At 62.7% G+C, this 17,349-nt stretch carries 16 protein-coding genes; 8 read left to right on the top strand and 8 right to left on the bottom strand.

The features are described 5' to 3' along the window. Positions 1-6: 6 nt before the first annotated feature. The 3 genes from AWB65_RS02550 to AWB65_RS02540 form a co-directional block, all read right to left on the bottom strand. Positions 7-1,332, bottom strand: a complete 1,326-nt coding sequence (locus AWB65_RS02550; RefSeq protein WP_087665611.1) for a HipA domain-containing protein — start codon at positions 1,330-1,332, stop codon at positions 7-9. After that, on the bottom strand, positions 1,329-1,565 hold the full coding sequence (locus AWB65_RS02545) for a helix-turn-helix domain-containing protein (RefSeq protein WP_327357105.1): 237 nt from the start codon (positions 1,563-1,565) through the stop codon (positions 1,329-1,331). The genes AWB65_RS02550 and AWB65_RS02545 overlap by 4 nt, the downstream gene beginning before the upstream one ends. A 268-nt stretch (positions 1,566-1,833) precedes the next feature. Beyond that, a complete protein-coding gene (locus AWB65_RS02540) occupies positions 1,834-2,370 on the bottom strand; it encodes a peroxiredoxin family protein (protein WP_087665609.1) in 537 nt (178 codons plus the stop codon). A 257-nt stretch (positions 2,371-2,627) separates the two neighbouring features. Here AWB65_RS02540 and AWB65_RS02535 point away from each other — a divergent pair, with 257 nt between their 5' ends. Then, positions 2,628-3,077: a hypothetical protein gene (locus tag AWB65_RS02535; protein WP_374729726.1), complete on the top strand. Its 450-nt coding sequence runs from the start codon at positions 2,628-2,630 to the stop codon at positions 3,075-3,077. 346 nt (positions 3,078-3,423) lie between these two features. Here AWB65_RS02535 and AWB65_RS02530 read toward each other — a convergent pair whose 3' ends face one another. Continuing rightward, on the bottom strand, positions 3,424-4,962 hold the full coding sequence (locus AWB65_RS02530) for a YifB family Mg chelatase-like AAA ATPase (protein ID WP_087665608.1): 1,539 nt from the start codon (positions 4,960-4,962) through the stop codon (positions 3,424-3,426). A 100-nt stretch (positions 4,963-5,062) separates the two neighbouring features. After that, complete coding sequence (locus tag AWB65_RS02525) at positions 5,063-5,323, bottom strand: accessory factor UbiK family protein (RefSeq protein WP_087655782.1); 261 nt, start codon at positions 5,321-5,323, stop codon at positions 5,063-5,065. Between the two features lie 414 nt (positions 5,324-5,737). Between AWB65_RS02525 and AWB65_RS02520 the strand changes: the two genes are divergently transcribed. The 7 genes from AWB65_RS02520 to ptsP all read left to right on the top strand — a co-directional run bounded on the left by AWB65_RS02520 (position 5,738) and on the right by ptsP (position 13,207). Beyond that, complete coding sequence (locus AWB65_RS02520; RefSeq protein ID WP_014190273.1) at positions 5,738-6,076, top strand: P-II family nitrogen regulator; 339 nt, start codon at positions 5,738-5,740, stop codon at positions 6,074-6,076. A gap of 31 nt (positions 6,077-6,107) precedes the next feature. After that, positions 6,108-7,595, top strand: coding sequence for an ammonium transporter (locus AWB65_RS02515; protein ID WP_087665607.1), 1,488 nt, complete (start codon positions 6,108-6,110; stop codon positions 7,593-7,595). Positions 7,596-7,865: 270 nt separating this feature from the next. Then, entirely contained in the window at positions 7,866-9,155 is a 1,290-nt protein-coding gene (gene gshA / locus AWB65_RS02510; protein ID WP_087665606.1) for a glutamate--cysteine ligase, read from the top strand. Between the two features lie 66 nt (positions 9,156-9,221). Then, a complete protein-coding gene (gshB, locus tag AWB65_RS02505; protein ID WP_087665605.1) occupies positions 9,222-10,178 on the top strand; it encodes a glutathione synthase in 957 nt (318 codons plus the stop codon). Between the two features lie 267 nt (positions 10,179-10,445). Further along, positions 10,446-10,931: a PTS sugar transporter subunit IIA gene (locus AWB65_RS02500; RefSeq protein WP_087665604.1), complete on the top strand. Its 486-nt coding sequence runs from the start codon at positions 10,446-10,448 to the stop codon at positions 10,929-10,931. A gap of 39 nt (positions 10,932-10,970) precedes the next feature. Beyond that, positions 10,971-11,240, top strand: a complete 270-nt coding sequence (locus AWB65_RS02495) for an HPr family phosphocarrier protein (protein WP_087665603.1) — start codon at positions 10,971-10,973, stop codon at positions 11,238-11,240. A 209-nt stretch (positions 11,241-11,449) separates the two neighbouring features. Next, the gene (gene ptsP, locus AWB65_RS02490) at positions 11,450-13,207 is read left to right on the top strand and encodes a phosphoenolpyruvate--protein phosphotransferase (protein ID WP_200821646.1); all 1,758 of its coding nucleotides are present in this window, start codon (positions 11,450-11,452) and stop codon (positions 13,205-13,207) included. Here ptsP and AWB65_RS02485 read toward each other — a convergent pair. The 3 genes from AWB65_RS02485 to AWB65_RS02475 all read right to left on the bottom strand — a co-directional run bounded on the left by AWB65_RS02485 (position 13,204) and on the right by AWB65_RS02475 (position 17,034). Then, a complete protein-coding gene (locus AWB65_RS02485; RefSeq protein WP_087665601.1) occupies positions 13,204-14,427 on the bottom strand; it encodes an autotransporter strand-loop-strand O-heptosyltransferase in 1,224 nt (407 codons plus the stop codon). The genes ptsP and AWB65_RS02485 overlap by 4 nt on opposite strands. Positions 14,428-14,573: 146 nt before the next feature. Next, positions 14,574-15,329: a HesA/MoeB/ThiF family protein gene (locus tag AWB65_RS02480; protein ID WP_087665600.1), complete on the bottom strand. Its 756-nt coding sequence runs from the start codon at positions 15,327-15,329 to the stop codon at positions 14,574-14,576. A 136-nt stretch (positions 15,330-15,465) separates the two neighbouring features. After that, on the bottom strand, positions 15,466-17,034 hold the full coding sequence (locus tag AWB65_RS02475) for a S41 family peptidase (protein WP_087665599.1): 1,569 nt from the start codon (positions 17,032-17,034) through the stop codon (positions 15,466-15,468). Positions 17,035-17,349 lie beyond the last annotated feature (315 nt).

Raw genomic sequence — 17,349 nt, 5'->3', positions numbered from 1 at the left:
GGTTCGCTAGAGCAGAGCGGCGTCTATTTCTGGCACGCGCGGCGCGAGGCCAATCAGCTTACTAGCCTGCGTGGCGATGAAATCTGCAATCCGCTCGACGATCTCGCGTTCGCCGTCGGTGTAGTGGGACTCGAGCGAGACCGCTCGCGCGACCTGCGGCGCCAGCTTGCCGATGCGGGTCATCTCACGCGCGAGGAAGCGACGATCGACGCCTGTGCGCTGAGCAAAATCAGCGAACGCGTAGGCGTTGACGTCGGTGAGGCTGAATTCGTCACCGAATGCCATCGCCAGATCGTGACCGATGGACTTCGCCGCGTAGACGCCGACCGCTACGAGATCGTAGAAGGGCGCGGGCGCAAGTCCGCTCGGCGTCACGAAAAACGAAATATTTTTGCCGTGCGCATCGCTGTTACCGATCAAAAATTGCAGCAACGCCCATTGCATGAGTGTGTGTCGCGCGGCCGCATGTTTCACAAAATGGCTTTGCAGTGACGACAGCAGCTCAAAACTCACGCCGTCGCGGATATTTCTCACGTCCCGACCGCTCCCCAGATTGCGCTCGTACTTGTACGCGACCGGCAGATCGAGCGCCTGGCAGCCATCGATCGCATGGATTCTGCGAATGGCGTCGCCGCTCACTTTCCTGTCGAAGCGGCGCACGAGCAGGATCGGCTCAGGCAGGCGCCGGATGGACACCGGCGCCACGGGCAGGCCAAGACGCGCCGCGAACGTCATGCAGAAGTGCTCGTTGGCGACCATATGCGGCGTATTCGGATTTCCCGTTTCCGGTTTGAGAATATGCGTCGAAGCAAGCGAGCCATCGGCGAGAAACATCCGGTCGCTGTCGATGAGTACCTGTAGCTTGTCCTGATACCCCGCCACCGACAGCCGCACGCGCCCATCCCACACCGGTAGTGGGACATTCGCGCGATCACGAATACGCGCGTCGAGTTCTTCGGGCGTGATTTCGCGACGCAGCGGAGGTAGCTGATCCGGAACTTGGTCCTCGGTCCGAAAACTGAATGCGCCGACCGGTTCGCTTCCGAGTTCGCGGATCAGCCCGAAGACGTTGTTCTTCGATACCTGCGCGACGATCGACGTGATGTCGAGTGCGCGGCCCTCTGGCAAGAGATTCGCAAGAAAGCGACGCACGGCCGCGCCTTTCGCAGAGGCGTCGGCGGCGAGCGGGATGTGCGGCGACAGCGGATAGGCATCCGGGGAGTGCAGCCACGCGGCGTCGTATTCAAAAGCGAAGGCGTCTTCGTTGGCCTCGTACGAGACGGTGCCGATCAAGGTGTTGTGGGTAAAACAATGGAGACGATGGGTACTCAAGAGGCTTCCGGTTCGTTCTGGCGAGCGTTGACGATCGAACGCTCCAGTTGCAGTGCCGTGTCTTTTTCGAGAATCAGAAGACCCAGTCCGAGGCCGTCGAGCACCCTGAGCACTTTGTCAGTTCCGACAGGCCTGCCGTTCTCGAGGCGGGAAAATACATCCGAAGAGACCCCGCACAGGCTGGCGGCGTCATCGATTCGCAAATTGATCATGGCTCTATGGGATCTCACCATCTCACCGAGAGCATTTAGCGACGCAATACGCGGACCGAGTGACCGATCCGCTTTAGGCAAAGATCTCATAAGAGTTTCGAGATTCCGTAACAAAGCGGGCGGCAGCCCCTAAATGCGATTTGTTTCGATATATCGAAACAATAAGGCAACGTGACTGAAATGACAAGTTAGTTTCGATATTCCGAAACTAAGGCACGCGATTCCCAATAAAAAAGGGCCACTCGTCACTGAGCAGCCCTCTCACAGTCTCTCCACCTACGCCTGAAACTCACCCCGCTTTCAACGCCTTATCCAGCAGCGCATCCAGCTCGGCGAAAGTCGGCTCCCCGACATACCGCTTCAAAATCTTACCGTCCTTATCGATGACGAACGTCGTCGGCGTCAACTGCACGTTGCCGAACTGCTTCGCCGCGCTCCCGTCGTCCATAGCGACCTTGAACGGCAGATTCCGCGTCTGGGCGTAGTTCGTCACGTACATCGGCGCGTCGTAGCTCATTGCCACGGCGACGAATTCAAGCCCGCGATCCTTGAAGCGGTTATACGTGTTGATCATCTCCGGCATTTCCTTCATGCAGGTCTCGCAGCTCGTCGCCCAGAAGTTGACGAGATAGACCTTGCCCTTCAGATCGGCGGACGTTGTGATCTTCTGCCCCGAGAGCAGCGTAAAGGTGGCATCGGGTGCCCGCTGCTGTCCGCCGAACGCGAAATAGCCGGTGCAGGCGATGACGCCCGCAACGACCGCCATCACGATATAGCGCAGCGGATTTTTGCCGCGCGCGGACGTTTCCTGAGTGCCTTGAGACATGTGAACCTCGTGAAACCGGGGACTGCGCGAGAGATGCGCCAGAGGAGGCCATATTTTAGCCTTATTCCTGGACGCAGGCTCGCCGCACCCGGAAGGTCCGGTATCAAGCAGCCATAATGAGGGTTTTCCAGCGCTTTTCCGTTATGAATCGAGCAAAACGCCTCAATGTCTCACGCCGACTCTCCGCTGCTTTCGGCGCCTTCGCGGCCTGCGGCACGATTCTCGCCTGCACGCCAACTTACGACTGGCGCACCGTCATGAACAACGACGACGGCTACGAGATCACGCTGCCCGCCAAGCCACGCTCCGATCAGCGGGAAATCCAGATTGCCGGGCAGCCGATGCAAATGAAAATGCAGACCGCTGAGGCCGGCGACGCGGTTTTTGCTGTCGGCACGGTCGTCCTGCCGAGCGCCGATCCGGCCCTTCAGCGCGCCGCGCTCGACTTCCTTCAGCAGGGCCTCGCGCGCAACGTGAACGCGCCGCCGTCCGCGCGCGCGACGCAGATCGAACTCGCGGCGGGCGGCCGTGTGCTCGGAAGCGAAATCGACGTGAAGGGTACGAGTGGCGAAAAGCGCGAGTCTCACGCGATCCACGCGCGTTTCGTCGCGCGGGGCGTGCACGTGTATCAGGTTGCGATCGTGTCAGGCAAGGAGCCGCCGCAGGACCAGGCCGATCAATTCTTCACGTCCTTCAAACTTTATTAGAGAGAACCCTCCAAATCCTGATAGCGGAACGGAACGAGCGTGCTCAGACGTCCATCCCGAAATGAAAGTTCCGCAGCAGGTTTCTGCGCTAATCATAGGATTTAGCTGGCTTTTTCCAGCTATCCACAAGTGCTGTGGATAACTTTGTGGAAAAGACTGTCAGCAGCCGCTGATATGACCATTCGGCGGGCGATTCGTTACTTTGCCTTCAATCGAAGCACTTTAAATAATTCAATAAAATCAATGGCCTGAACAGACATCCAAATTTCCTGCTTTAGTAGGATAAAAATTGGGCCAGGAGCGGCACGGTGTGCATAAGTCAAGTCTTGACAAGCACTATTTGCGATCACGCGACCGATAGCGCCCGCCGGTACTGAACGGCCTCAGCGACGTGGGCCGCGCCCGGAATCTCCGCGCCGGCCAAGTCGGCGATCGTGCGCGTCACCTTCAACACGCGGTAATAGGCCCGCGCCGACCAGCCAAAACGCTCGCCTGCTTCGCGCAAGAGCGTCTCGCCAGCGGCATCGGGCTGGCAGACAGCATCGGCTTCGCGGCCGTCCAGTTCGCGATTCGTCTTCCCTTGCCGCCGCAACTGCTGCTCGCGCGCGATGGCCACGCGCCGCGCCACCCCCGCACTCGCTTCGCCACGCACAGCGCTCCTCGCCGACAACTCCGACGGCGTGAGCGCGGGCAACTCAATCTGGATATCGATGCGATCAAGCAGCGGCCCGGAAAGCTTGCGCAGATAGCGCGCGGCGATTTCGGGCGTGCATCGGCAGCGTCCGTTCGGATCGCCGCGCCAGCCGCACGGACACGGATTCATCGCGGCGACCAACTGGCACGAGGCCGGGAAATCGGCTTGCTGCGCGGCGCGCGAAATCGTGATGCGCCCCGCTTCGAGCGGCTCGCGCAGCGTCTCAAGAACCTTTCGATCGAACTCGGGAAGCTCGTCGAGGAAGAGCACGCCCAGATGCGCGAGCGTAATCTCGCCCGGCTGCGGCGGATTGCGCCCGCCGACCAGCGCCACCGAACTCGACGAATGATGTGGCGCCCGGAACGGCCGCCGCCGCCACGCTTGCGGGGCGAACCCGAGCGAACTCGCCGACAGGATTGCGGCGGAGATGAGGGCTTCGTCGTCGGTCATCGGCGGAAGGAGGGCGGGCAGGCGCGCGGCGAGCATCGATTTGCCCGCACCGGGCGGCCCGACCATCAGCAAGTGATGCCCGCCCGCCGCCGCGACTTCCAGCGCGCGGCGCGCTCCAGGATGACCGATGACATCGGCGAGATCGGGCGGCGGCGGACCTGCGGCGGCATCTGGCAGCGCGCTCGGGCGCACCGGCGTGAGGCGCCCATCGACGGAGCCGGCGAGATGCGCACACAGCGAGGGAAGATCGGCGGCGCCGAACACGTCGATGCCCGGCACCAGCGCCGCCTCCGCCGCACTCGCCAGCGGCAGATAAACCTCAGGCGCTGGCTGGCCTTCGGAAAATTGGCGCGCTGCGCCGCAGACCATCGCGAAGGCGCCGCGCATCGGCCGCAGCGCGCCCGTCAGCGAGAGTTCGCCCGCAAACTCGCGCCGCTCCAGTGATTCAGCGGGAATCTGCCCGCTCGCCGCGAGGATGCCGAGCGCGATAGGCAAGTCGAAGCGGCCGGTTTCCTTCGGGAGGTCGGCGGGCGCGAGGTTGACGGTAATTCTGCGAACGGGAAAGTCGAAACCGCAGTTCTGAAGCGCGGCGCGTACGCGCTCGCGGCTTTCGCGGACTTCGAGGTCGGGCAGGCCGACGATCGAAAAGGATGGCAATCCATTGGCGAGGTGGACTTCGACGACCACCTCGGGCGCGCGCCCAGGCGCGGGCGCGCGGCTGCGTACCACGGCAAGCGACATGATTTCCCCTCTGATCCCGGCGCCTTTGCAATCCGGCGCCGATGCTTTCGATTCAAAACGTCACGGCTCGCTCGGCCGAGGCTGCGTCAAAAAAGCGAGTTCAGTCCTGCGACGATCCACCCGCCGTCAGCCGCTGTTCGAGCTGCGCGACGCGCGCTTCGAGTTCTTCGAGCCGCGCGCGCGTGCGCACAAGCACTTGCGTCTGCGTATCGAATTCCTCACGGGTCACGAGGTCGAGTTTCGAGAAGCCCTGCGACAGCATGGCCTTCATGTTCCTTTCAAGGTCTTTTGCGGGCGAATTCTTCAGAAGTTCGCTGACTTTCTGCTGGAAATCGTTGAACACGTCGTTAGGTTGTTTCATGGTTTTTCTCCCTTGATGCACAAATTCAGTGCATCCATCGTTAGGTCAGTGCTCCGGCTTCCTGAATGATCGATTTTGGTGCACCGGCGCGGTGCGCAAGTCTAATCGACCGGCACCCTGCATCACACCCCGTTGCGCCCCTGTTTGCCGGACCTTGAGCGCACTCTAGCAACGAACTCCATGCGGCGCCAGCACGCGTCCCGAGCGTTGGCCATTCGGCCGAGGCTCGTGCCGAGCCGAATCAAAAAGCCCGCTTTCCCCCATAGATACACGCATGGCACACGAGTTGCATAAGTGGCGCGGGCCTTTCCTGCGTGCTCTTTTCAGCGGCTGGCGGGCGGGACGACGCGGCGCAGCATCGACGAGACGCCGCGCGAGGCAACGAGGGATCAGACACACCACTGCGAGGGTTACATGAAGCTTATTACCGCAATCATCAAGCCTTTCAAGCTCGACGAAGCGCGCGAAGCGCTGTCGGCGATCGGCGTCTCGGGCATCACGGTGACCGAGGTGAAGGGTTTCGGCCGTCAGAAGGGACACACCGAGCTGTATCGCGGCGCGGAGTACGTCGTCGACTTTCTGCCGAAAGTGAAGATCGAAGCGGCCGTCTCGGACGACATCGTCGACCAGGCGATCGAGGCTGTAGAACGCGCAGCACGCACGGGCAAGATCGGCGACGGCAAGATTTTCGTCACCGCAATCGAACAGGTCATTCGTATTCGCACCGGTGAGACCGGCGCGGACGCTCTCTAAGAAGAATTCGGCGATAAGAGGAAACAGAAGAATGCGCAAATTATTGATGTCCTTGTTGATGGCGGGGTCGCTGATCGGCGCCAGTGTCGGCACCGCTCTGGCCCAGGACGCGTCCGCTCCGGCTGCGGCTTCAGCCCCGGCGTCCAATGCCACGGCAGCAAGCGCACCCGACACCGCGTCACCCGTCAGCGCCAACACAGCGATGTCCTCCTCGGCTGAAGCTGCTTCGGCGGCCCCGGCCGCGTCGGGCGCCGAGGCCGCCCCCGCTGCTCCGACGGCTCCTTTCTCCGTCGATTCGTCGAAAATCAGTTCCGGTGACACCGCCTGGATGCTGACCTCCACGGCCCTCGTGCTCTTCATGACGGTCCCCGGCCTCGCGCTTTTCTACGCGGGCATGGTCCGCAAGAAGAACGTGCTCGCGACCGTGATGCAGAGCTTCGCGATCTGCTGTCTCGTGACGATCATCTGGACCGTCGTCGGCTACAGCCTCGCGTTCACGCCCGGTAGTTCGTTCCTCGGCGGCTTCTCCCGCGTTTTCCTGCACGGCATGGACTACATCAAGGGCGACAAGGCGACGACGCTCACCGTGAGCCACCTCGCCTCGACGATCCCGGAATCGGTCTACTTCGTCTACCAGATGACGTTCGCGATCATCACCCCGGCGCTCATCACCGGCGCGTTCGCCGACCGCATGAAGTTCTCCGCGATGCTCGTGTTCATGACGCTCTGGTCGCTGATCGTCTACTCGCCGATCGCGCACATGGTCTGGGAACCGACCGGCTGGCTGGCTTCCGCAGGCGTGCTCGACTTCGCCGGCGGCACGGTGGTCCACATCAACGCCGGTATCGCGGGTCTGGTGTGCTGTCTGGTGCTCGGCAAGCGCGTCGGCTACGGCCGTGAAGTAATGGCGCCGCACAACCTGGTGCTCTCGCTGATCGGCGCATCGATGCTGTGGGTGGGCTGGTTCGGCTTCAACGCGGGTTCGGCAGTGGCGGCGGACGGCCGTGCCGGCTTCGCCATGATGACGACGCAAATCGCCACCGCCTTCGCCGCATTCGGCTGGATGTTCGCGGAGTGGATCGCGAAGGGCAAGCCCTCGGTGCTCGGCATCATTTCGGGCGCGGTGGCGGGTCTGGTTGCGATCACGCCGGCTTCGGGCTTCGTCGGCGTGACGGGCGCGATCGTGATCGGCATCGTGGCGGGTGTGGCCTGCTTCTGGTCGGCGACGTGGCTCAAGCACAAGTTCAACTACGACGATTCGCTCGACGCGTTCGGCGTGCACGGCGTCGGCGGGATTATCGGTGCGCTTCTGACCGGCGTGTTCGCGGTCAAGGACATCGGCGGCTTCGACGGCAGCGTGCTGCTCCAGGCGAAGGGCGTGCTCGTGACGCTGGTTTATAGCGGCGTGGTCAGCTTCATCCTGCTCAAGGTCATCGACATGGTCATGGGCCTGCGCGTGACGGAAGAACAGGAACGCGAAGGTCTCGACGTCACGCTGCACGGCGAGCATGTCGAATAACGTTTGAGTAGTTTTCAGGAAGGAACCGTCCCGCGCGAAAGGGGGGACGGTCCGGAACAGAACGAGCGCAGCGACTTTGCCCGCCTTGACCGGCGGGCATCTTTTTTGGTGAGTCAGAAAGTGGACGGCGGTGGGCTATCGCCGCGATAAGAAAAATTGAGGGTGCAATCCCGGCGGGCGGGCCCGGGAAACCTTGGGAAAAGGCGGTTCATCCCCAAGTAGGCAAAGCAATTGCTCTACAATCTTTCGTCTCCAGTCCGCGAGAAATCAATGGTTCCGCACTTAGTTACGGCGTTAAACGGCCCGCTGCTCGATCTCGAGCGGAAGATTCTCGACGCCACGCCGGCCATCGAACGCTGGTTCCGGCTCGAATGGCAGGAACACACGCCGCCCTTTTATTGCTCGGTCGATCTGCGCAATGCGGGGTTCAAGCTCGCGCCTGTCGATACCAATCTGTTTCCCGGCGGCTTCAACAACCTGCCGCAGGAAGTGCTGCCGCTCGCCGTGCAGGCCGCGATGGCGTCGATCGAAAAGATCTGCCCCGACGCGAAGAACCTGCTCGTGATTCCCGAGCGCCATACGCGCAACGCGTTCTACCTCGAAAACGTAGCCCGGCTCGCGACGATCATGCGTCAGGCGGGCCTGCACGTGCGCTTCGGCACGCTCGACGAAAACATCCACGGCCCGGTGACGATCGCGCTCGCCGACGGCCAGAAGATCGTGCTTGAACCGCTCGAACGCACGCCGCGCCGTCTCGGCCTGAAGAACTTCGATCCCTGTTCGATCCTGCTGAACAACGATCTGTCGGCGGGCATTCCGCCCGTGCTCGAAAACCTGCACGAGCAGTATCTGCTGCCGCCGCTGCATGCCGGCTGGGCCGTGCGCCGTAAATCGACGCATTTTTCCTGCTACGACGACGTCGCGAAGAAGTTCGCGAAGCTCGTCGAAATCGATCCTTGGATGATCAATCCGTACTTCGCGCATGTCGAAGGCGTGGATTACGAGGCGCGCACGGGCGAACAGGCGCTCGCGGACGCCATCGACGGCGTATTGAAGAAGATTGCGAAGAAGTATCGCGAGTACGGCATCAGCGAGAAGCCGTACGTCGTCATCAAGGCCGATGCAGGCACGTACGGCAAGGGCGTGATGACCGTGCACGACGCAAGCGAAGTGGCCGCGCTCACCAAGCGCGAGCGCGCGAAGATGAACGACGCGAAGGACGGCCTGCAAGTGCACGACGTGATCGTGCAGGAAGGCGTACACACGTTCGAGCGCGTGGAAAACAGCGTCGCGGAACCGGTCGTGTACATGATCGACCGGTACGTGGTCGGCGGGTTTTATCGCGTGCACGACTCGCGCGAACGCGACCAGAATCTCAACGCGCCCGGTATGCACTTCGTGCCGCTCGGCTTCGAGCACACGGCGTTGCCCGACTCGCACGCGAAACCCGGCGCGGCGCCGCCGAACCGCTTCTACATGTACGGCGTCGTGGCGCGGCTGGGGCTGCTCGCGGCGTCGGTGGAACTCGAGAAGACCGATCCCGAAGCGATTCAGGTCTGACACAACCCGCCGGGCGCCTTGTATGACGGGCGCCGCCGGGCACCGGACAACCCACTGTGGACCCTTATGGACATCTTTTTTATCGCCGATCCGCTCGATCGCTTCAAGATTTACAAGGACACGACCTACGCGATGATGGCTGAAGCCGCGCGCCGCGGCCACGTGCTCTACGCGTGCGAGCCGCAGCATCTGGCGTGGACGGGCAGCGGCGTCGAGGCGAGCGCGCGGCGCATTTCGATCGTCGGCGACGAAGCGAACAGCGACCGTTCGCCGTGGTACGCGGCCGAGCAGCCGGAACACCTGCCGCTCACGCATTTCGATGCGGTCCTGATGCGCAAGGACCCGCCGTTCGACATGGAATACGTCAACTCGACGTGGCTCCTTGAAATGGCGGAACGCGCCGGCGCGCGCGTCTTCAACAAGCCACAGGCGATCCGCGATCACTCCGAGAAACTCGCGATCGCCGAATGGCCGCAGTACGTCGCGCCGACGCTCGTCACGCGCGACCCGGCCCGTCTGCGCGGCTTTCACGCCGAACACGGCGACGTGATCCTGAAGCCGCTCGACGGCATGGGCGGCATGGGCGTGTTCCGCGTGAAGGCGGACGGCATGAACCTCGGATCGATCATCGAGATGCTGAGCGAGGACGGCGCGCGCTCGGTGATGGCGCAGAAGTTCATCCCGCAGATCACCGACGGCGACAAGCGCATTCTCTTGATCGGCGGCCAGCCGGTGCCGTATTCGCTCGCGCGGATTCCGCAGGGCAGCGAAGTGCGTGGCAATCTGGCGGCGGGCGGCCTGGGTCGTGCGCAGCCACTTTCGGAGCGGGATCGCGAGATCGCGGAGGCGCTCGGCGCCGAGCTTTATTCGCGTGGTTTGCTGCTGGTCGGGCTGGACGCGATCGGCGACTACCTCACCGAAGTCAACGTCACGAGCCCGACGTGTTTCCGCGAGATCATGGACCAGACGGGCTTCGACGTCGCCGGCATGTTCATCGACGCGCTGGAGCGCGCGGCAGGCTGAACGAACCAGACTGTTACAATCTGCCGACCGTGAGATGTCGTATTCAGGGCGCGATCCGGCGCGCGAGAGCGCTTTTAAAGGCCAGATTAAGGATCGCGACCTAAGCTGCCGATATCGCTTGTAAAGGATGTCGCAAGCGGTCTGAACGGAACGCGGCTAAGCTTAAGGCTTTCGTCCATCGCTCCGAAATCGACATCCCGGCCGCCAAACCTGGCGCATTTCGATGTTCACCGACGGTTTTCGTCGTTTTGGGGCAGCAACTCTGATATGGCTGGCATTCTGATCATCGCGCACGCACCGTTCGCCTCCGCGCTGCGGGAGTGTGTCGCTCACATCTACGGCGGCTTGCCCGCGCGCATCGGCGTCATCGACGTCAAGCCGGATTGCGATCCGGTCGAGGTCCGCGCGTTTGCCCGCTCCGAAATCGATCGTCTGCGCGAAGGCAACGGCGCGATCGTGCTCACCGACGTGTTCGGCGCGACGCCCGCGAATATCGCGCAGAGCCTCGCCGCCGAGGACGTGCGCGTGCTCGCCGGCGTCAATCTGCCGATGCTCGTGCGCGCCGTCTGCTATCGCACGACTCCGCTCGCCACGCTCACCGAAAAAATTTTGCAGGGCGGCTCAAAAGGCATCCAGGAACTCGATTCGACAACGCCGCAGAACCCCTGCGCCCTCGCCACGGCAGCGCCTGGCACGGCCGATCCGGCGTCCTCGGCGAGCGCGGATCGGGTGACGGCCAAGGCCACGACCTGACGACGCACTTTTTCCCTTCACTCAGCGCTTCGGAGCATCATGCTGCAACAAGAAACAACAATCGTGAACAAGCTGGGGCTCCACGCGCGCGCGTCGGCCAAGCTCACGCAGATGGCCGGCAGCTATCAGTGCGAAATCTGGATGAGCCGCAACGGCCGCCGGATCAACGCGAAGAGCATCATGGGCGTGATGATGCTGGCGGCGGGCATCGGCGCCACCGTCGTGATCGAGACGGAAGGGTCGGATGAAGACGAGGCGATGAAATCCATCCTCGCGCTGATCGCCGACAAGTTCGGCGAAGGGCAGTAAGCCCGCGTGAAGCTCGTCGAGCAGGACCGATAAAGCCGCGCATCGACGCGGCTTTTGTTCGTCCACCGCAGTAAACGCTCCAAAACCCTCCCTTGGGCGTGCCACAACGGGTCCGGGGCGCCGATCGAATTTATAATGATCGCGCCGATTCCCAAGCGCCAGCCGCGGCAATGAGAGACCGCGGACAATCACAACTAGAGGAGGTGCGCGTGTCCTTCACGCTGCATGGAATTCCCGTCTCACGCGGCATCGCCATCGGGCGCGCGTATCTGATCGCGCCCGCGGCCCTCGACGTCGACCATTACCTGATCGAGCCCGACCAGATCGGCGAGGAAATCGCGCGCTTTCATGCGGCGCAAGAAGCCGTGCACGCGGAACTCGACGCCCTGCGCGAAGACCTTGCCGCCGACGCCCCGAGCGAAATGGGCGCCTTCATCAACGTCCATTCGATGATCCTGAACGACGCCATGCTCGTGCAGGAAACCATCGATCTCGTGCGCACGCGGCGCTACAACGTCGAATGGGCGCTGACCGAGCAACTCCAGATCCTGAGCCGCCATTTCGACGACATCGAAGACGAATACCTGCGCGAACGCAAGGCCGACATCGAGCAGGTCGTGGAGCGCGTGCTGAAGGCGCTGGCGGGCGCGCCTTCGACGGCGTCGCTCGTGGCGCACAACGCCGCCAGCAACGGGCATAACGAGATGATCGTCGTCGCGCACGATATCGCGCCCGCCGACATGCTCCAGTTCAAGACGCAGGCGTTCAAGGGCTTCGTGACGGACTTGGGCGGCCGCACGTCGCATACGGCGATCGTCGCGCGCAGCCTTGGCATTCCGGCGTCGGTCGGCGTGCAGCAGGCGAGCGCGCTGATTCGTCAGAACGATCTGATCATCGTCGACGGCGATCATGGAATCGTGATCGTCGATCCGGCGCCGATCGTGCTCGAAGAGTATTCCTATCGGCAAAGCGAAAAGGTGCTTGAACAGCGCAAGCTGCAGCGCCTGAAATTCTCGCCGACACAAACGCTCGACGGCACGAAGATCGAATTGTGCGCGAATATCGAATTGCCCGACGACGCGCAGACAGCCGTGGAAGCTGGCGCGATGGGTGTCGGGCTGTTCCGTACCGAATTCCTGTTCATGAATCACAAGAACCGGCTGCCGGAGGAAGAGGAGCAGTTCGAGGCGTACAAGCGTGCGATCGAGCTGATGAACGGCCGGCCGGTGACGATCCGCACGATCGACGTCGGCGCCGACAAACCGCTCGATTCGATGGGCGGCGACGGCTACGAGACCGCACCGAATCCCGCGCTCGGCCTGCGCGCGATCCGTTGGAGCCTTTCCGAGCCGCAGATGTTCATGACGCAATTGCGAGCGATCCTGCGGGCATCGGCGTTCGGTCCGACAAAGATTCTGATTCCGATGCTCGCGCACGCGCAGGAAATCGATCAGACGCTCGACCTGATCCAGGAAGCGAAGCGCCAGCTAGACGACGCCGGCATCGCCTACGATCCGAACGTCCAGGTGGGCGCGATGATCGAGATTCCGGCTGCGGCAATCGCCGTGCGGCTGTTCCTGAAGCGGCTGGATTTCCTGTCGATCGGCACGAACGATCTGATCCAGTACACGCTCGCGATCGATCGCGCCGATAACGCCGTCGCGCATCTGTACGATCCGCTGCATCCGGCGGTGTTGAATCTGATCGCGTTCACGCTGCGCGAAGCGAATCGCGCGGGCGTGCCGGTATCGATTTGCGGTGAAATGGCGGGCGATCCGACCGCCACCCGCTTGCTGCTCGGCCTGGGGCTGACCGAATTTTCGATGCATCCGAGCCAGTTGCTCGTGGTGAAGCAGGAAATCCTGCGCTCGAATCTGAAGGCGTTCGAGAAACCCGTCGCCGATGTCCTCGCCGCCTACGAACCCGCCGAACTTGCGACGGCGCTCGCACAATTGCAAAAAGCCTAGATTTCCGCGAGCCGGTGCTCGGCGATGACCCGGTGTACGTTAAGAATGACGTGCTCAGGAGAAATCGACCACGTGCACTGGAACGGCTGCGCCTTGTCGTGGCGGCGCGGACACCAGAGGAAATTGCGGGCGTCGAATTCGGTGGTCGTATCGTTGAAGCAGCTATTGCACGCGTGGAAGTTGATCACGCGATACCGCGTGTGGAATTCGGTCTGCGGGTGCGAAAAGCCGCTGATCATCACGACCGGCGTCCTGACCGCCCACGCGAGCCACGACAGCCCGCTCCCCAATCCGACGAAAAAATCCGCGTGTAGCAGCAGGCTCGCGCGTTCTTGCAGCGGAAGGTCGCCGGTGAAATCCTCGCAGCCTTCGGGCATCTTGTTGATGTGATCGCCAAGGCCGTACTCGCGATTGCGGTCGATACACAGCACGCGATAGCCTAATTCCTTCAGATGCGCGATCAAGGTCGGCCAGCCGCGCGGATTGTTCCAGTATTTGCATTGCGCGGTCGCCTGCGTCGCGATGCAGACATAGCGCTCGGGAATGCGCCGCGCCGTATCCGCGATGACGAGCCGCGGCCGCCGCTCCTCGCACGGCACGCCAAGCATGTAGGAAACGGTGTCCTGCATGCTGCTGACGCGCGGGTCGGTCGGCTGGTGATCGCGGTCGGTGTAGGGCGAGAAGAGGCCGAGGTAGTAGGTTCCATACGCATCGTCGCCGAGCGTGTCGAGTTCTTCCTTCGTCACGAAACGAATATCGGGATATCCCGCGCGAAAGAGCGGCTGCAAGTGCGGCGCGAGCAACATGACCAGCTCACATTGATGCGCATCGCGAAACACATCGACGATCGGAACCCACGCGAGCGAATCGCCGAGCGCCATCGTCGATGGGCGCACCACGACTTTTTTCCCGCGCGCGTCGTAGCTGTGCGAGAACACGAGCCGTTCGCCATCGTGCACCAGAAGCTGGAAGCGCACGAAATACTTGCGGCGGCTCGTCACGACGACGCCCGCTTCCACCGGCTCGTCGAACAGCAGGCTGTGAGTGTCCAGATCGACCATACGCACGCGCCAGCCGTCGACTGGCACCTGCACGCGGCAGCCGTAGTTGAAGTCGTAGCGGATGCCTTCGGGGCCGGCGATGCTGGGCGCGCCGGGTTTGGCGAACGTGCTTTCGGTGAGGCCGCGCTGGGTGCTGTCTTTGTTGCCGGTGCTGCTCATGTGGTGAACTCCGTTCGATGCCGCTGGCTGGTGCAAATAGCCGGCCGCCCTGTCGCGAAAAAGTGCTGCGCCACCTTATAGCGGCGTACTCATCGTCGAAACTGGAGAACTCTTAAATTTGAGATAGCAGCGGCACGTTCGCCCGTTCAGGCGTGGCGCGACCCGCAGACCGGACACGTCGGCTGGCGCGCGATGCGCATCGTGTTCCATTCCATGCGCAGCGAGTCGAGCATCATCAGCCGCCCGGCGAGCGTCTCGCCGAAGCCACCGATCACCCGTAGCGCCTCGGCCGCCTGCATCGCGCCGATGATGCCGACGGTCGGCGCGAACACACCCATCGTCGAGCACGCGATTTCCTCGAACGCCTGATCCGGCGGGAAGACGCACGCGTAGCAGGGCGATTGCGGCGAGCGGAAATCGAAGGTGCTGATCTGGCCGTCGAAACGCAGCGCCGCGCCCGACACGAGCGGCACGCCGTGCGCGACGCAGGCCGCGTTGATCGCGTGGCGCGTCGCGAAATTGTCTGTGCAGTCGAGCACGACGCTCATGCGCGGCACGTTTTCGTCGAGCCAGGCGGCGTCGGCACGCTGCATTAGCGCGTTGATCTTGACGCCGGGATTCAGCGCGGCGAGCGTGTCGCGGCCCGATTCGACCTTCGGCCGTCCGACCGACTCCGTCACGTGCAGGATTTGCCGCTGCAGATTGGTGAGATCGACGGTATCGGCATCGATCAGCGTGATCTCGCCGACCCCCGACGCCGCCAGGTACATCGCCGCTGGTGACCCGAGCCCGCCGGCGCCGATCACGAGCGCGTGCGCGTCGAGAAAGCGCTGCTGCGCCTCGATGCCGATCTCGTCGACGAGGATATGGCGGGAATAGCGGAGGAGTTGGTCGTCGTTCATCGGGCGGTGCGGGTGGGCTGGCGTTGCGACGTGATCGAATTCGTCATTTTAAGCGCGCAACGCCCACGTATGCCCCAATGAAAAACGGGCTTCGTGGCGTAATGCCACGAAGCCCGTTGATTGCTGCGAGTGCTGCTTACTTGCTTTCTGCCGTCGGCGCGGAAGCCGGTGTGGCACCCGAACCCGGCGTGGCCGGCAGCGCAGGCTTCACGGCGACGGGCGCCGAAGCCGAACGCGGTGGCTTGTTCAGCGCCAGCTTGCGTTCGCTGATCGACTTCGATTCGACGACCTGCTTGCCTTCGAGTTTGTTCAGCGCCTGTTGCAGCATGAAGTCGTCGGAACTGCCGAACTCGACGGGCTTGCGCTCGCGATCCTTGCGACGCTGTTCCGGCGTCTTCTTGTCGTTTTGCTCTTCGAGGATGCGCAGCTGCTCCAGACGGTCGGCCTCGCGCGCTTCCTGTTCCTTCTTCTCGTTCGGATCCTGCGTGTTCGCGAGGTGATTCGAGTAGTCGACTTCGCGCGTGACGAGTGCGTCGTCCGGATCGCCTTCTGCATACTGGTCGACCGGAACGTCGGGGCGCACGCCCTGGTTCTGGATCGACTTGCCGCTCGGCGTGTAGTAGTAGGCCGTCGTGAGGCGCAGGGCGGTGTCGGCGGTCATCGGGCGCACGGTCTGCACCGAGCCCTTGCCGAACGTCGTCTTGCCGACGATCAGCGCGCGATGATGATCCTGCAGCGCACCCGCGACGATCTCCGACGCCGACGCCGAATAAGCGTTCGTCAGCACGACGATCGGCACCTTCTTGAAGATCGCCGGCACGTCCTTCAGCGGATCGGAATCGAAGGACGGGAGGCGGTAGTTGTCGTAGGTGTCGCGGAAAGTTTGCTTCGCGTCCGCGATCTGCCCGTTCGTCGACACGACGACGGCGTTATCCGGCAAGAACGCACCCGCGACGCCGACCGCGCTTTGCAGCAGACCGCCGCCGTTGTTGCGCAGATCGAGCACGAGACCCTTCAGGTCCGGCTGCTGGCGCGCGAGATCCTGCAGCTTCGCAGCGAGATCGGGCACGGTGCGCTCCTGGAAGCTCGTGATGCGCACATAGCCGTAGCCCGGCTCCGGCACCTTCATCTTCACCGACTGCACGCGAATCAGCGCGCGCGTGACGGTGATCGGGAACGTGCGGTCGTCGGTCTTTCGGAAAATAGTGAGCGTGACTTTCGTACCCGGCTCGCCGCGCATCTGCTTCACGGCTTTGTCCAGCGTCATGCCGCGCACCGGCTTGTCGTTGATGCGCGTGATCAGGTCGCCCGGACGGATGCCTGCGCGAAATGCGGGCGTGTCTTCGATCGGCGAAATCACCTTGATTAGCCCGTCTTCCGACGAAATTTCGATACCCAGCCCCGCGAAACGGCCTTTGGTCTGCTCCTGCAACTCTTCGTAATCGGTCTTGTCGAGATAGGACGAATGGGGATCGAGGCTCGACACCATGCCCTTGATGGCGGCGGTGAGAAGTTTCTTGTCGTCGACCGGTTCGACGTATTCATGCTTGATTTGCCCGAAAACTTCGGCAAACAACCGCAATTGATCGAGCGGCAGCGGGGCGGTAGCGGCTTGCTGGGCGGACGCGGAAATCTGGAGGGTTGCGAGCGCGCCGGTCGCGAGGCCCGCGGCGATCAGGCCGATGTTTTTCAGGTTCTTTCGCATAGAGTGTTGCGGTCGGAAGCGGATTAGGCTGGATCGTGGGTGACGGGTCAGTATACATGCTCGTTCCCGGCGGCGACTTAAACGCAGCTTAAACGCGCGGGTAAAGGCGGAGCGGGGAGTTTCGGCCGGCCGGGGCGCGTGGACATTTGTGCGACGGCGGGATCTGCAAATGAGTCGGTTCTTTGGGGAGCGCTCACCCAGGCGCTGACCGATCCACCGTTCGGCATTTCGGCGGCGATCGCGATACGCCGATGCCAGTTCGCACGCGTCGCCACGAATGCGGCCGCACGGGAATTGCAGGAGCCCCGCGCCGCG

Origin of the sequence: Caballeronia humi (assembly GCF_001544475.1) — a bacterium.
In the GTDB taxonomy this organism is placed as follows: Bacteria; Pseudomonadota; Gammaproteobacteria; order Burkholderiales; family Burkholderiaceae; genus Caballeronia; species Caballeronia humi.
This window is presented reverse-complemented; position numbering and strand designations above follow the sequence as displayed.

What these genes read in the sequence shown, in the direction of transcription:
- AWB65_RS02520 (WP_014190273.1), top strand. Translation starts at nt 5,738, where the DNA reads ATGAAGCTTATTACCGCAATCATCAAGCCTTTCAAGCTCGACGAAGCG.
- gshB (WP_087665605.1), top strand. Translation starts at nt 9,222, where the DNA reads ATGGACATCTTTTTTATCGCCGATCCGCTCGATCGCTTCAAGATTTAC.
- AWB65_RS02485 (WP_087665601.1), bottom strand. Translation starts at nt 14,427, where the DNA reads ATGAGCAGCACCGGCAACAAAGACAGCACCCAGCGCGGCCTCACCGAA.
- AWB65_RS02535 (WP_374729726.1), top strand. Translation starts at nt 2,628, where the DNA reads ATGAACAACGACGACGGCTACGAGATCACGCTGCCCGCCAAGCCACGC.
- AWB65_RS02500 (WP_087665604.1), top strand. Translation starts at nt 10,446, where the DNA reads ATGGCTGGCATTCTGATCATCGCGCACGCACCGTTCGCCTCCGCGCTG.
- AWB65_RS02495 (WP_087665603.1), top strand. Translation starts at nt 10,971, where the DNA reads ATGCTGCAACAAGAAACAACAATCGTGAACAAGCTGGGGCTCCACGCG.
- gshA (WP_087665606.1), top strand. Translation starts at nt 7,866, where the DNA reads ATGGTTCCGCACTTAGTTACGGCGTTAAACGGCCCGCTGCTCGATCTC.
- AWB65_RS02515 (WP_087665607.1), top strand. Translation starts at nt 6,108, where the DNA reads ATGCGCAAATTATTGATGTCCTTGTTGATGGCGGGGTCGCTGATCGGC.
- AWB65_RS02530 (WP_087665608.1), bottom strand. Translation starts at nt 4,962, where the DNA reads ATGTCGCTTGCCGTGGTACGCAGCCGCGCGCCCGCGCCTGGGCGCGCG.
- AWB65_RS02545 (WP_327357105.1), bottom strand. Translation starts at nt 1,565, where the DNA reads ATGGTGAGATCCCATAGAGCCATGATCAATTTGCGAATCGATGACGCC.
- AWB65_RS02475 (WP_087665599.1), bottom strand. Translation starts at nt 17,034, where the DNA reads ATGCGAAAGAACCTGAAAAACATCGGCCTGATCGCCGCGGGCCTCGCG.
- AWB65_RS02480 (WP_087665600.1), bottom strand. Translation starts at nt 15,329, where the DNA reads ATGAACGACGACCAACTCCTCCGCTATTCCCGCCATATCCTCGTCGAC.
- AWB65_RS02540 (WP_087665609.1), bottom strand. Translation starts at nt 2,370, where the DNA reads ATGTCTCAAGGCACTCAGGAAACGTCCGCGCGCGGCAAAAATCCGCTG.
- AWB65_RS02525 (WP_087655782.1), bottom strand. Translation starts at nt 5,323, where the DNA reads ATGAAACAACCTAACGACGTGTTCAACGATTTCCAGCAGAAAGTCAGC.